The following is a 15,003-nucleotide window of genomic DNA, read 5'->3' as shown; positions in this document are numbered from 1 at the left end:
CAGCTCACAAAACTGATATTTTTCTGCTGGCGAAACGGGGCAGGAGCGGGCGCAAAAAAACCTCTTAAAAAGGTATTGGTTAACTAGGTGTTAATTTTTAGTTAAAAATTCATCATTATTTAACAATGCGCACGCGCAATCGTGAGTAGATATTTCTTCTTTTAACTTTAATTTAACTAAATATTATCTTTAAATTAACATTTTTGGGCATGCATCACATTTATTGCATTCTCGCTGTTTTACCTCTTCCCTTCATTGTTAATCTCTCACCGCGACTTTCCCTTAAGAAAGGTACAACCATGAAATTCAAACTCGCCCTGATTAGCGCAGCGATGATTTCTGCCAGCATGCTCTCGGGGCAGGCTTTTGCCGCTCAGAAGTATGAGATTGCCGTTGTAGCCAAAGTAACCGGGATCCCGTGGTTTAACCGCATGGAGACCGGCGTCAACGAAGCGGCAAAAAAACTGGATGTTAATGCTTACCAGACCGGGCCTTCCACACCCGATCCGGCGCAGCAGGTGAAAGTGATCGAAGATCTGATCGCGAAAAACGTTAACGCCATTATCGTGGTGCCAAACGACGCGAAGGTGCTGGAGCCGGTGCTGAAAAAAGCGCGCGACAAAGGCATTGTAGTACTGACTCATGAATCCCCGGACCAGCAGATTGGGCAGTGGGATATTGAAACCATCGACAGCGAAAAATATGCGCAGGCTAACGTCGATGAGCTGGCAAAAGATATGGGCGGTAAGGGCGGTTACGCCATTTACGTCGGCTCGCTGACCGTGCCGCTGCACAACGCCTGGGCTGATTACGCCATTAAATACCAGAAAGAGAAGTACCCGGATATGTTTGAAGTCACCTCGCGTTTGCCGGTGGCAGAGAGCATTGATAAATCCTATGCCACCACCCTTGACCTGATGAAAACCTACCCGGATCTGAAAGGGGTAATTGGTTTCGGATCGCTTGGGCCGATTGGCGCAGGGCAGGCCGTTCAGAAGAAACGCGCGAAAGATAAACTGGCGGTTGTTGGCATCGCGATGCCAGCGCAGGCTGCACCTTATCTGATGCGCGGCGACATCAAAAAAGCACTGCTGTGGGACCCGCGTGATGCCGGTTACGCTCTGGTGACCGTCGCCGACCAGTTGCTGCAAGGAAAAGAAGTGACGTCCGATCTCTCCATCGAGGGGCTGGGCAAAGCCGATGTTGATATGAATAAGAAAGTGATCCGCTTTAATAAGATCCTCGAAGTGACAAAAGAAAACGCTAAAACACTCGGTTTCTGAGCCTCACAGGCCACACCAGGGAACCGGAACGCCGGCCTTTCAGGCCGGCTCTTCCGCCGCAGATTTCATCCTCGCGTCCTTCACGGGCGCTGGCAGAGGTATTGTCGATGACCGACACCACCGCATTTATCACTCTTGAGAATATCAGCAAGCAATTCCCGGGCGTGCTGGCGCTGGATAAGGTGAATTTAACCCTCAAAAAAGGCGAAGTTCACTGCCTGGCAGGGCAAAACGGCTGCGGGAAAAGCACCATCATCAAAGTGATTTCCGGCGTCTATCACCCGGAAAAAGGCGGCAGCATTGAGCTGGATGGCAAGCTCTTTCATCAGCTGTCGCCGCAGCTCTCCGCCCATTACGGCATTCAGGTGATCTACCAGGATCTCTCGTTATTCCCCAATTTCAGCGTGGCGGAAAATATCGCCCTGCATCGCTACCTGCCCGGCGGCGACATCTGGGTGCGCCGCGGCGCGATGCGCAAGCAGGCGCTGGCTGCGATGGCGCGCATCGGCGTGTGCCTCGACCCGGATAAAAAGGTCGAAAAACTCTCCATCGCCGACCGCCAGCTGGTGGCGATCTGCCGCGCGATTGCCGCCGAAGCCCGGCTGGTGATCATGGATGAGCCGACCGCATCTTTAACCCGTCAGGAAGTGAACGGGCTGCTGCGCGTGGTTAATGAACTGAAAGCCGCCGGTATCTGCGTCGTGTTTGTCAGCCACCGCCTCGATGAGGTGATGGAAGTGGCGGATCGCATCAGCGTGATGCGCGACGGCAAGCTGGTCGGCACCTGGCCCGCCAGCGAGCTCGATAGCCACGAGCTGGCCTATCTGATGACCGGGCAGCGTTTCCACTACAGCCCGCTGCCGGAAAAACCACCGGTCGACCAGCCGCCGATGCTGGAGCTGCGCCACTTGAGCCGTAAAGGAAAATACCGCGATATCAATCTGTCGTTGCGCAGCGGCGAGATCGTCTCGATTGTCGGGCTGCTGGGCTCCGGGCGCACCGAACTCTGCATGAGCCTGTTTGGCATGACCCGACCTGAAGATGGCGAGATCCGCATCAATGATAAGCCGGTAAAAATGCGTAATAACCACGACGCCATTCGCCACGGCATCGGCTATGTCTCGGAAGATCGCTTAACCCAGGGGCTGATTATGGAGCAGTCGATCTATGACAACACCATTGTCACTGTCTTCGACAAGCTCCATACCCGCAGCGGCTTGCTCGATCACGCCAAAGCCGGGCAGCTGGTAAAGGATCTTATTGGTAACCTGAATATCAAAGTCTCCGACCCGCAGCTACCGGTGAAAACCCTCTCTGGCGGCAATGCCCAGCGTATTGCTATCGCGAAATGGGTCGCCACGCAGCCGCGGATCCTGATCCTCGACTCGCCAACGGTTGGTGTTGATATTGCCAACAAAGAGGGCATCTATCAGATTGCCCGCCAGCTGGCAGAGCAGGGAATGGCAGTCTTGATGATTTGTGATGAAATCCCGGAAGCCTATTACAACAGCCACCGCGTGCTGGTGATGCGCCGGGGTGAACTGGTCGCGGAGTTCAATCCGCACCGCTGTAGCGAAGAGGAGATCGCGGAGGTGGTCAATGCGTAACTCGCTCGCCCGCTTGATTGGGCAACATGAGTTCTGGCTTGGCGTGCTGGTAGTAGCGCTGGCGGTCGGCCTGACGATCCGCACCGATGAATTTTTCACCCTCGGCAATTTAACGGATGTCGCTACCAGTTATGCGATCCTTGGCATTCTGGCCTGCGGGCTGTTTGTGGTGCTGATCTCTGGCGGTATCGACATCTCCTTCCCGGCGATGACGGCGATTGCGCAATATGCGATGGCCAGTTGGGTGATTGCCCACGGCGGCAACTTTGTGCTCGCGCTGGCGTTAGCGATGGCGGTTGGTTTGCTGCTCGGCTTGATCAACGGCTTTCTGGTCTACTGGCTGCGCGTACCGGCCATCATTATCACCATCGCCACCCTGAACCTCTTTTACGGCCTGCTGGTCTACGCCACCAAAGGCACCTGGCTGTATGGCTTCCCGGACTGGTTTATGAACGGCATTAGCTGGTTCACCTTTACTGGCGCGGATGGCTATGACTACGGCCTCACCCTGCCGCTTATCTGCCTTGGCGCGACGATTATTTTTACCGCCGTGCTGATGAACTACACCCGTCTGGGACGGCAGATCTACGCCATGGGCGGCAACCGCGATGCGGCGTCGCGTCTTGGGCTGAACCTGCTGAAGCTGCACTTCTATGTCTACGGCTATATGGGCATTCTGGCGGGAGTTGCGGCGGTGGTGCAGGCGCAGATCACCCAATCGGTGGCACCCAACTCACTGTTTGGTTATGAGCTGACGGTACTGGCGGCAGTGGTGCTGGGCGGAACCAGCATGTCCGGCGGACGCGGCACCTTGATTGGTACGCTGCTGGGGGTGATTCTGCTCGCCTTCCTGCAGAACGGCTTAACGCTGCTTGGCGTCTCCTCTTACTGGCACACGGTGTTTAGCGGCGCGATCATTCTGGTCAGTATCAGCGCCACCGCGTGGCATGAAAAACGCAAACTCGCAAGGGAGCTATAAGATGAAATCCATCGTCCGAATTCTGCCCGGTGATGCCATCATCCGCTTGCAGTGCGTGATTATTGTCGTCGTCGCGCTGATCTTCTCTTTCCTGCTTGGCGGGCGCTTTTTCAGCGTCGCTAACTTCCAGTCCATCGGATCGCAGTTGCCGATCCTCGGCATGTTGGCGCTCGGGATGGGGATAACCATGCTCACCGGCGGCATCAACCTGTCGATCATTGCCGGAGCCAACGCCTGTTCACTGGTGATGGCGGCGGTAATTGTGATGCACCCGGATAATCCACTCTTCCTGGCGTTAGCCCTGTTTGCCGGGCTGCTGACGGCGGTGGCGATTGGCGTGCTGAATGGCACCCTGGTCGCCTGGGTGGGCGTCTCGCCGATCCTCGCTACCCTCGGCACCATGACGCTTATCTCCGGGCTCAATATTCTGCTCTCTAACGGCACGGTGATCTCCGGTTTCCCGGCGGCGATCCAGTACCTCGGTAACGCCACGATTGTTGGTATTCCGGTGGCACTGCTGCTCTTTTTAGTGGTGGCATTACTGCTGTGGGTGCTGCTGGAGCACACCACGCTCGGGCGCAGCCTCTACCTGGTGGGCTCGAACGAACAGGCAACTCGCTACAGCGGTGTCAACACCGTGCGCGTGCAGATTGCGGTGTATGTCATCTCCGCGCTGCTCGGCTGGGTTGCCGCCATTCTGATGATGGCGAAATTTAACTCCGCGAAAGCGGGGTATGGCGAATCCTATCTTCTGGTAACCATTCTGGCCTCGGTACTCGGCGGCATTAACCCGGACGGCGGCTTCGGTCGCGTGCTCGGGCTGGTGCTGGCGCTGGTGGTACTGCAGATGCTGGAAAGTGGCTTTAATTTATTAGGTATCAGCAGCTATCTGACGATGGCGCTCTGGGGCGCAGTGCTGATCCTCTTTATCGCATTACAGAATCGTAAAGCCTGATTTCGGGAGAAAAAAAATGGCGAGCTACTTTATTGGTGTGGATGTAGGGACCGGCAGCGCCCGCGCGGGCATCTTTGACCTGACGGGCCGCATGGTCAGCCAGGCCAGCAGGAGCATTGAGATCTATCGCCCGCAGGCCGATTTCGTCGAGCAATCCTCCGACAACATCTGGCAGGCGGTGTGTAACGCCGTGCGCGATGCCATCAATCAGGCCGATATCAACCCGATTCAGGTCAAAGGGCTGGGCTTCGACGCCACTTGTTCGCTGGTAGTGCTGGATAAACAGGGTAACCCGCTGACCATCAGCCCCTCCGGGCGCAGCGAACAGAACATTATTGTGTGGATGGATCACCGCGCCATTGCGCAGGCGGATCGCATCAACGCCACCCATCACCGGGTGCTGGATTATGTCGGCGGCATTATCTCCCCGGAGATGCAGACGCCAAAACTGCTGTGGCTGAAACAGCACATGCCAAACACCTGGGCGAACGCGGGCTTCTTCTTCGATCTGCCCGATTTTCTGACCTGGCGCGCCACCGGCGATGACACCCGTTCGCTCTGCTCGACGGTGTGTAAATGGACCTATATGGGCCATGAAGATAAGTGGGATACCAGCTACTTCCGCCAGATTGGCCTTGAAGATCTGCTCGAACATGATGCGGAGAAAATTGGCCGCTACGTGAAAACGATGGGCGAACCGCTTGGTCGCGGGCTGTCGCAGCGCGCTGCTACCGAGATGGGGCTGATGCCGGGCACGGCGGTCAGCGTATCGATTATCGATGCTCACGCCGGTACGCTGGGCACGCTTGGTGCCAGCGGTCCGTCGGGTGAGGTGGCGGATTTTGACCGTCGCGTTGCGCTGATTGGCGGCACCTCCACCGGGCATATGGCGATTTCACCACAGGCGCGCTTTATCGGCGGCGTCTGGGGGCCCTATTACTCGGCGGTGCTGCCGGGCTACTGGCTGAACGAGGGCGGGCAGTCGGCAACCGGGGCGCTGATCGACCACGTCATTCAGTCTCACCCCTGTTACGACACGCTGCTCGCGCAGGCTAAAACCCAGGGGCAGACCATTTATGAAGTGCTGAATGCGCTGCTGCGTAAAATGGCCGGCGAGCCGGAGAATATTGCCTTTCTGACCCGCGATATTCATATCCTGCCGTACTTCCACGGCAACCGCTCCCCGCGCGCTAACCCTACGCTGACCGGCGTGATCAGCGGGCTGAAACTGTCGCGCACGCCGGAAGATATGGCGCTGCACTACCTGGCAACTATTCAGGCTATCGCCCTCGGTACGCGGCATATTATCGAAACCATGAATCAAAGCGGCTACAGCATTGATACGGTAATGGCGAGCGGCGGTGGTACCAAAAACCCAATCTTTGTGCAGGAGCACGCCAATGCCACCGGCTGCGCGATGCTGCTGCCGGAGGAGAGCGAAGCGATGCTGCTTGGCGGCGCGATGATGGGCACCATTGCGGCCGGTGTGTTTGACAGCTTCCCGGAGGCGATGTCGGCGATGAGCCGCATTGGTAAAACCGTGACGCCGCAGACTAATCGCATCAAGCTTTACTACGATCGTAAATACACCGTCTTCCATGAGATGTACGCCGATCATATGAAGTACCGCGCGTTGATGCAGGAGGAGGCATGAGCGAAAGCTGGCAGCAGGCGTGCGATGCCTGGCGCATCTACAGCGAAGAAATGGCGGCGCTGAGCCGCCATCTTGATCCCGCGACCTGGGCGGCGTTGATGGCTGAATTGCGCGGCTGCAAAGGAAAGATTGTGGTTACCGGCGTGGGCACCTCCGGCATTGCGGCGCGTAAAATTGCCCATATGCTGGCCTGTGTTGAGCGCCCGGCTATCTATCTGAACGCCACCGATGCCGCGCACGGCGATCTCGGTTTTGTTGGGCCAGACGATCTGGTGATTATGCTTTCACGCGGCGGCAACTCGGAGGAGTTAACGCGGCTGTTGCCGGGCCTGGCGATGAAAGATACGCCGATCCTCTGCGTGACGGAAAACCCCGCCTCGGCGATAGCGCTTGCATCAAGGCTTGTGATCTCCACCGGCGTGCAGCGCGAGATCGATCCGCTCAATATGTTGGCCACCACTTCCATCGTGCTGGTGCTGGCGATTTTTGATGCCGCCTGCGCCTGCCTGATGAGCGAAAGCGGGTATTCGAAAGAGACATTGCTCGCCGTGCACCCCGGCGGTGATGTCGGTTTAACGCTACGAAAAAAAGCGCCGTAAGGCGCTTTTTTTATGGCAACAATGCTGTCACTCCCGAACATTGCCGGATGGCGGCTAACGCCTTATCCGGCCTACAAATACGGTTCAAATCCACACCGTAGGCCCGATAAGCGCAGCGCCATCGGGCATTTCACCGATTTAACCAATCGTCATCAGGCTGGCGTTGCCGCCGGCCGCTGCGGTGTTAACGCTGAGCGAGCGCTCCAGCCACAGGCGTTCGAGCAGGATATTGGTTTCACCCCGCGCAAAGCCCTGAACGGAGACGATCGCGCCATCGCGTGCTGCAACGCTTTCGCACAGATGCACCAGCTGATCGGAGTCGCCGTGGAAGATCACCGCGTCAAACGGCTGCGCCATCAGGCTTTCCGCTTTGGCGAATGTGATCCGCTGGCTGACGGTTTCCGGCAACTGCTTAGCCAGATCGCGATGCAGCGTGTCGTCCTGCCACAGCGCCTGGCTTCCGGAGGCCAGCACGGCGGCAAGCTGCACCAGCGCATCCTGCTCATTATCGGCCACGCACAATACGCGATCGCGCGGTGCCAGCGTCCAGCTGTTGCGCTCCCCGGTTGGGCCTGGCAGCAGGCGCTGCGTACCCGCCTGCGCCAGTTCGCTGAACTGCTCGCACACCTTGTGTAATTCCGGGCGCTGCGTGGCGGCCCACGCGGTCAGCGCTGCCAGCGGCTGGGTCAACACGGTTTTCACCTGCGCATCGAGCGGGCGCTCGGCGTCGTGACGGTTAAGCGTTTTCAGCACCGCATTCTCCGGGCGGCTGCTCAGCAGGCGATAGAGGTAGAGCGGCCCACCGGCTTTAGGCCCGGTGCCCGACAACCCTTCGCCGCCAAACGGCTGCACGCCCACCACGGCGCCGACCATATTGCGGTTCACATAGAGGTTACCCACGTGAGCATTGCCGGTGACCTGAGCGATAGTTTCATCAATACGCGTGTGTACACCCAGCGTCAGACCGTAGCCGGAAGCATTGATCTGCTCCAGCAACTGATCGAGCTGGTTACGTGAATAACGCACCACGTGCAGCACCGGGCCGAAGATCTCTTTTTTCAGCTCGTCGAAGCTTTCCAGTTCAATCAGCGTTGGCGGCACAAACGTGCCGGTGCGCCACTCGCGGGCATCTTCGCTATTTTCACGCACTGCCTGGTAGACGGTGCGGCCTTTCGCCTGCATCGCCTGAATATGTTTTTCAATATTGGCTTTGGCTTCGGCATCAATCACCGGCCCAATGTCGGTGGAGAGGCGTCCCGGATTGCCCATCCGGCACTCGGCCATCGCGCCGCGCAGCATGGTTAGCGTATGGTCAGCAATATCCTCCTGCAGACAGAGCACGCGCAGCGCCGAGCAGCGCTGGCCAGCGCTGTCAAACGCCGAGGCGACCACATCAATCACCACCTGTTCCGTCAGCGCCGAGGAGTCGACAATCATCGCGTTCATACCGCCAGTTTCGGCGATAAGTGGCGTCGGACGACCCTGGGCATCCAGGCGGGTAGCGATATTGCGTTGTAACAGCGTGGCGACATCGGTCGAGCCGGTAAACATCACGCCGCGCACGCGGGCATCGCCGGTCAGCTGTGCGCCCACCGTTTCACCACGTCCTGGCAACAGTTGCAGCACGCCTGCCGGTACGCCCGCTTCAAGCAGGATCTTCACGCCCTGAGCGGCAATCAGCGGGGTTTGCTCCGCCGGTTTTGCCAGCACACTATTACCGGCCGCCAGCGCGGCGGCAATCTGCCCGGTAAAGATCGCCAGCGGGAAGTTCCACGGGCTGATACAGACCACCGGCCCAAGCGGGCGATGGGTCTCATTATCGAAATCGCTGCTGACCTGGCCTGCGTAGTAGTGCAGGAAATCGACCGCTTCACGCACTTCCGCAATCGCGTTGCTGAAGGTTTTGCCCGCTTCGCGCACCAGAATACCAATCAGCGTTTGCAGGTTGTCTTCCATCAGCACCGCGGCGCGCTGCAAAATGGCACCGCGCTCCTGCGGAGGCGTAGCAAACCAGATCGGCGCATGGTTCACCGCGTTCTCCAGCGCCTGGTTCACCTGCGCTTCGCTCGCTTCCACCACGTAACCGACAACATCTTTCGGCTCTGCCGGGTTGATCACCGCAATCGCTTCGCCCTCCATTACCGCCTCTTCAAGCATCGGATGGGCATACCACTTCTGCGCCGCGCTATTAAGCAGGGCAGAGGAGAGGGAAGCCAGACGGTGTTCGTTCGCCAGATCGAGACCAGCCGAGTTGATGCGACCTTCGCCATAGAGTGCGCGCGGCAGGGCGATTTTCGGATGCGGCAGGCCCACCTGACCCTCCTGGGCGGCGAGTTTTTCCACTTCCGTAACCGGGTCAGCGACCAGCGCATCCAGCGGCAGGGTGTTATCCGCAATGCGGTTAACGAACGAGGTGTTGGCACCGTTTTCCAGCAGACGGCGCACCAGGTAGGCCAGCAGGGTTTCATGGGTGCCGACCGGGGCATAAATACGACAAGGACGGTTGAGCTTACCATCGGCGACTTTACCGACCACCTGCTCATAGAGCGGTTCGCCCATACCGTGCAGGCACTGGAACTCATACTGACCCGGATAGTAGTTCTGCCCGGCCAACTGGTAGATCGCCGCCAGCGTGTGGGCGTTATGGGTGGCGAACTGCGGATAGATCAGGTTCGGCACCGCCAGCAGTTTTTTCGCGCAGGCGAGATAAGAGACATCGGTGTAGACCTTACGGGTATAGACCGGATAGCCCTCGAGGCCTTCCATCTGCGCACGCTTAATTTCGCTATCCCAGTAGGCGCCTTTCACCAGGCGGATCATCAGGCGGCGACGGCTGCGGGTTGCCAGTTCAATCAGGTAATCAATCACAAACGGGCAGCGCTTCTGGTAGGCCTGAATCACAAAGCCGATGCCGTTCCAGCCCGCCAGCTCTGGCTCGAAGCAGAGTTTTTCCAGCAGATCGAGGGAGATCTCCAGCCGGTCGGCCTCTTCAGCATCGATATTGATACCGATATCGTACTGACGCGCCAGCAGGGTTAAAGATTTGAGCCGTGGATAGAGTTCGTCCATCACGCGGTCGTACTGCGCGCGGCTGTAGCGCGGGTGCAGTGCTGACAGCTTGATGGAGATGCCCGGCCCTTCATAGATGCCGCGTCCGTTCGAGGCTTTACCAATGGCGTGGATCGCCTGCTGGTAAGAGACCATATAGGCCTGCGCATCGGCGGCGGTCAGCGCTGCTTCGCCGAGCATATCGTAGGAGTAACGGAACCCTTTCTCTTCAAGCTTACGGGCGTTGGCCAGCGCTTCAGCGATGGTCTCGCCGGTGACAAACTGCTCACCCATTAGCCGCATCGCCATATCGACCCCTTTACGGATCAGCGGCTCGCCGCTCTTGCCAATAATGCGGTTCAGCGAACTGGAGAGATTAGCTTCGTTATGGGTAGAGACCAGGCGGCCGGTAAACAGCAGGCCCCAGGTAGCAGCGTTCACAAACAGTGAGGCGCTGCGGCCAATATGGGACTGCCAGTTACCGTTACTGATTTTGTCGCGGATCAGCGCATCGCGCGTCGCTTTATCAGGAATACGCAGCAGCGCTTCGGCGAGGCACATTAGCGCTACGCCCTCCTGCGAGGAGAGGGAGAACTCTTGCAACAGGCTCTGCACCATGCCCGCGCGGCCGGTCGCGGTTTTCTGATTACGCAATTTTTCTGCCAGCTGGTACGCCAGCTTATGGGCACTCTCGGCCACCGGCTGCGGCAGACGCGCCTGCTCAAGCAGCATCGGCACGGCATCGGTTTCCGACCAGCGCCAGGCGCTGGTGATCGCGGCGCGGGAGACCGACTGCGGCAGGATCTGTTCGGCAAAGTCGAGGAACGGCTGTGGGCTTTCATCAATTACCGCGCTGGCCTCCTCTTCCTGCACGCTATGCGCCTGGGCGCCAGCAAGCTCAGGTAATCCTTCACTGCTCTCCAGCTTTTCGAGGAAATTAAAAATAGCTTGTTTAATTAACCAGTGCGGCGTGCGGTCAATGGTCGCTGCGGCAGCTTTAATCCTTTCGCGCGTGGCGTCGTCAAGCTTGACCCCCATGGTGGTGGTGCCCATGCGTTGCTCCTGTTTATATGGTGTTTTGCACATTAGGCTGAAATATCCACCATGTTGCAACTTTGTGCAACCTTGTTAATTGTGAGCTGGCTGGCAAGGTGAGAAATGAATGAATTGTTAATTACCTAAACAGGTAACAGGAACGATGTAATCTGCTGCAAAGCCAGGATTTATGCGGTTGCTAACACTTTTCAAAGGTGCAACCTTTAAAAATGTGATGGAGTGCAACCTATAACAAAATCCTATTCCCCGAGGCATATCTTCGATGTAAATGGTGTGTTAAATCAATTGTGAATAACGGAGGGTTCCGGCAGGATACGGGCGCTTCTAATAATACATACGCACCGTCGCTACGTTCCGGCGATGGATAAAAGCGGCAAATAGACATTTGTCGACGAAGATCCTGGAGACTATTTTGATGGCAATAAGCACACCGATGATGGTGACCTTTCTTATTTATATCTTTGGCATGATCCTGATCGGTTTTATTGCCTGGCGATCAACAAAAAACTTTGATGACTATATTCTCGGCGGTCGAAGCCTTGGGCCATTAGTGACGGCGTTATCGGCCGGTGCCTCTGATATGAGCGGCTGGCTGCTGATGGGGCTGCCGGGAGCAATCTTTATCTCCGGTATCTCTGAAAGCTGGATTGCGATTGGCCTGACCGTCGGTGCCTGGGTCAACTGGAAGCTGGTGGCGGGGCGTCTGCGCGTTCACACCGAAGCGAACAATAACGCCCTGACGCTGCCGGATTACTTCACCGGGCGGTTTGAAGATAACAGCCGTCTGCTGCGCATTATCTCGGCGGTGGTAATTCTGGTCTTCTTCACCATCTACTGTGCTTCCGGCATTGTGGCGGGCGCGCGTCTGTTCGAAAGCACCTTCGGTATGAGCTACGAAACGGCGCTGTGGGCCGGTGCGGCGGCAACGATTCTGTATACCTTTATCGGCGGTTTCCTTGCGATTAGCTGGACCGACACCGTGCAGGCCAGCCTGATGATCTTCGCCCTGATCCTTACCCCGGTGATTGTGATTATCTCCGTCGGCGGTTTTGGCGATTCGCTGGAAGTGATCAAGCAGAAGAGCATTGAAAACGTCGATATGCTCAAAGGTCTCAACTTTGTCGCCATCGTCTCGCTGATGGGCTGGGGGCTGGGCTACTTCGGTCAGCCACATATTCTGGCGCGCTTTATGGCGGCTGATTCCCACCACACCATTGTGCATGCACGTCGCATCAGCATGACCTGGATGATCCTCTGTCTTGCGGGCGCGGTAGCGGTCGGTTTCTTCGGCATTGCCTACTTTGATACCAACCCGTCGCTGGCGGGCGCGGTAAACCAGAATGCCGAGCGTGTCTTTATCGAACTGGCGCAGGTGCTGTTTAACCCATGGATTGCCGGTATCCTGCTCTCTGCGATCCTCGCGGCGGTGATGTCGACCCTGAGCTGCCAGCTGCTGGTCTGCTCCAGCGCGATTACGGAAGATTTCTACAAAGCGTTCCTGCGTAAAGACGCCAGCCAGAAAGAGCTGGTGTGGGTTGGCCGTGCGATGGTGCTGGTGGTCGCGCTGGTGGCGATTGCGCTGGCGGCAAACCCGGAAAACCGCGTGCTTGGCCTGGTAAGCTATGCGTGGGCCGGTTTCGGTGCGGCGTTTGGCCCGGTGGTGCTGCTCTCGGTGATGTGGTCACGCATGACGCGTAACGGCGCGCTGGCGGGAATGATTATTGGTGCGGTGACCGTTATCGTCTGGAAACACTTCGGCTGGCTGGGCCTGTATGAAATTATCCCTGGTTTCATCTTCGGCAGCCTCGGGATTGTGGTCTTTAGCCTGATCGGTAAAGCGCCGTCTGCCGCCATGCAGCAGCGCTTCGCAGAAGCGGATGCCCATTACCACTCTGCGCCGCCGGTTCGCGCGCAGGCAAAGTAAGCACCCTTGTTAATAAAACCCGCTGCGGCGGGTTTTTTTGTTGCTAAATCATGAGGATTACGCTGATATCTCCCGACAACTAACCGTGAGGGCAGGGGAATGAAAACAATAAAAGTGGCTATGGCATTGATGGTGGCAGGTCTGTTGGCGGGCTGTAATGCACCGGGGCAAAAGCCGCAAACAATGGCGCAACAGTGCGCACCGGCGGATCGGATGGAGCAAACGACGCTCTATTTCGGCCTTAATCGCCCGGCAGGCCAAGCGATTACCGCCGAGGAGTGGCAGCAGTTTGTCGATGGCGACGTGACGCCGCGTTTTCGTGAGGGGTTAACGGTGTTTGATGCGCGCGGTCAGTGGCTTGGCAATAATGGCAAAGTGGCGCGGGAGCCGAGTAAAGCGCTGATGCTGATCCACGCTAAGGATGCGCAAAGCGATAAAAAGATTGATGAGCTGCGCGGAGTCTATAAATCACGTTTCGCCCAGGAGTCGGTGATGCGCGTCGATCAACCGGTCTGCGTACAGTTCTGACAGACTCCCTCTCCCGCAACGGGAGAGGGAAATCTCACCTTAGAGCACTACGCCGGCAAACGCCGCGGAGAGCAGGCTCACCAGCGTCGCGCCGTACACCAGACGCAGGCCGAAACGTGAAACCGCATTACCCTGCTGCTCGTTCAGCCCCTTGATGGCACCCGCGACGATGCCGATGGAGGCAAAGTTAGCGAAAGAAACCAGGAAGACCGAAAGAATGCCCAGCCCGCGCGGGCTCATCTGCGCCGCAACCTTCTGCAGTTCAATCATCGCCACAAACTCATTCGCCACCAGCTTGGTTGCCATAATGCTGCCAGCCGGGAGCGCATCACTTAGCGGGATGCCAATCAGCCATGCCAGCGGATAGAAGACGTAGCCGAGCAACTGCTGGAAACTGATGCCAAACAGCGCTGAGAAGAGGGCATTAACGGCGCTGATCAGCGCAATAAAGCCAATCAGCATCGCCAGAATAATCATTGCTACTTTAAAACCGGCAAGGATGTATTCACCGAGCATCTCAAAGAAGCTTTGCGATTCGTGCAGCTTCTCCAGCTTAATTTCCGCCTCTTCCTGCCCGCGCGATGGGTTAATCACCGACAGAATGATAAAGGTGCTGAACATATTGAGCAGCAGCGCCGCGACCACATATTTCGCATCGAGCATCGTCATATAGGCACCGACAATCGACAGCGATACCGTCGACATCGCCGTCGCCGCCATGGTGAACATCCGGCGCGAGGAGAGATCCGCCAGAATGCCTTTATAAGCAATAAAGTTCTCCGACTGGCCGAGGATCAGCGAACTGACGGCGTTGAAGGACTCCAGCTTACCCATGCCGTTAAGCTTCGAGAGCAGCGTGCCGATCAGGCGAATAAAGATCGGCAAAATGCGCCAGTGCTGCAAAATGCCAATCAGCGCCGAGATAAAGACGATAGGGCAGAGGACGCCGAGGAAGATAAACGCCAGCCCTTTTTCGCTCATGCCGCCAAAGACAAACCCGGTCCCTTCGGCGGCGAATTTCAGCAGCACTTCAAAGAAGCCGGAGACATATTTAATCAGCGTTAACCCGCTCTGGGCATGTAAAAAGAACCAGGCCAGCGCTAGTTCGATCACAATCAGTTGCAGGATGAAACGAAACGGAATGCGCTTGCGGTCAAAACTCACCAGCCAGGCCAGCGCGAGGATCACTACCAGCGCCAGCAGAAAATGTAAAAAATTGAGCATAGTTGGGCGTAGCCAGGTAAACGAAACGGGCGTTTATTTAGCCACAGGCGTGAGGGACGGTAAACAGAAAGATAATGCTTCGTTAGCTAACTTTTTTCTGCTTTTCAACGGCTTCTGCATAAGGTGAGGGAGAGAGTCGTTAGCCT

At 57.1% G+C, this 15,003-nt stretch carries 10 protein-coding genes; 8 read left to right on the top strand and 2 right to left on the bottom strand.

What is annotated here, in order from left to right; translation table 11 throughout:
- The first annotated feature begins 299 nt into the window (after positions 1-299).
- The 6 genes from SOM48_RS02635 (at position 300) to SOM48_RS02610 (ending at position 7,077) form a co-directional block, all read left to right on the top strand.
- A complete protein-coding gene (locus SOM48_RS02635; RefSeq protein WP_023481662.1) occupies positions 300-1,283 on the top strand; it encodes an autoinducer 2 ABC transporter substrate-binding protein in 984 nt (327 codons plus the stop codon).
- A 107-nt stretch (positions 1,284-1,390) separates the two neighbouring features.
- The gene (locus tag SOM48_RS02630; RefSeq protein ID WP_320511377.1) at positions 1,391-2,890 is read left to right on the top strand and encodes a sugar ABC transporter ATP-binding protein; all 1,500 of its coding nucleotides are present in this window, start codon (positions 1,391-1,393) and stop codon (positions 2,888-2,890) included.
- A complete protein-coding gene (locus SOM48_RS02625; protein WP_023481635.1) occupies positions 2,883-3,869 on the top strand; it encodes an ABC transporter permease in 987 nt (328 codons plus the stop codon). Before SOM48_RS02630 ends, SOM48_RS02625 begins: the two co-directional genes overlap by 8 nt.
- Position 3,870: 1 nt before the next feature.
- The gene (locus tag SOM48_RS02620) at positions 3,871-4,824 is read left to right on the top strand and encodes an ABC transporter permease (protein WP_023481569.1); all 954 of its coding nucleotides are present in this window, start codon (positions 3,871-3,873) and stop codon (positions 4,822-4,824) included.
- Positions 4,825-4,840: 16 nt separating this feature from the next.
- On the top strand, positions 4,841-6,478 hold the full coding sequence (locus SOM48_RS02615; protein ID WP_076769665.1) for an FGGY-family carbohydrate kinase: 1,638 nt from the start codon (positions 4,841-4,843) through the stop codon (positions 6,476-6,478).
- A gap of 50 nt (positions 6,479-6,528) precedes the next feature.
- Complete coding sequence (locus SOM48_RS02610) at positions 6,529-7,077, top strand: SIS domain-containing protein (RefSeq protein ID WP_369811750.1); 549 nt, start codon at positions 6,529-6,531, stop codon at positions 7,075-7,077.
- Between the two features lie 138 nt (positions 7,078-7,215).
- On the opposite strand, the gene putA is transcribed toward SOM48_RS02610, so the two are convergent.
- Positions 7,216-11,178 carry a trifunctional transcriptional regulator/proline dehydrogenase/L-glutamate gamma-semialdehyde dehydrogenase gene (gene putA, locus SOM48_RS02605; protein WP_288880290.1) on the bottom strand — a complete coding sequence of 1,321 codons (3,963 nt, stop codon included), beginning with the start codon at positions 11,176-11,178 and terminating at the stop codon, positions 7,216-7,218.
- Between the two features lie 418 nt (positions 11,179-11,596).
- On the opposite strand from putA, the gene putP reads away from it, so the two are divergent.
- A complete protein-coding gene (putP, locus tag SOM48_RS02600) occupies positions 11,597-13,105 on the top strand; it encodes a sodium/proline symporter PutP (RefSeq protein ID WP_289742921.1) in 1,509 nt (502 codons plus the stop codon).
- A gap of 99 nt (positions 13,106-13,204) precedes the next feature.
- Positions 13,205-13,633, top strand: a complete 429-nt coding sequence (locus tag SOM48_RS02595) for a DUF3574 domain-containing protein (protein WP_414672784.1) — start codon at positions 13,205-13,207, stop codon at positions 13,631-13,633.
- A gap of 39 nt (positions 13,634-13,672) precedes the next feature.
- Here SOM48_RS02595 and SOM48_RS02590 read toward each other — a convergent pair whose 3' ends face one another.
- Positions 13,673-14,857, bottom strand: a complete 1,185-nt coding sequence (locus SOM48_RS02590; protein WP_042713519.1) for a NupC/NupG family nucleoside CNT transporter — start codon at positions 14,855-14,857, stop codon at positions 13,673-13,675.
- Positions 14,858-15,003: the final 146 nt, after the last annotated feature.

The sequence above is a fragment of the Kosakonia sp. CFBP8986 genome (assembly GCF_034044935.1).
Lineage (GTDB): Bacteria > Pseudomonadota > Gammaproteobacteria > Enterobacterales > Enterobacteriaceae > Kosakonia > Kosakonia cowanii.
The sequence above is the reverse complement of the archived record's forward strand: the minus strand, read 5'-3'. Positions and strand labels throughout refer to the sequence as shown.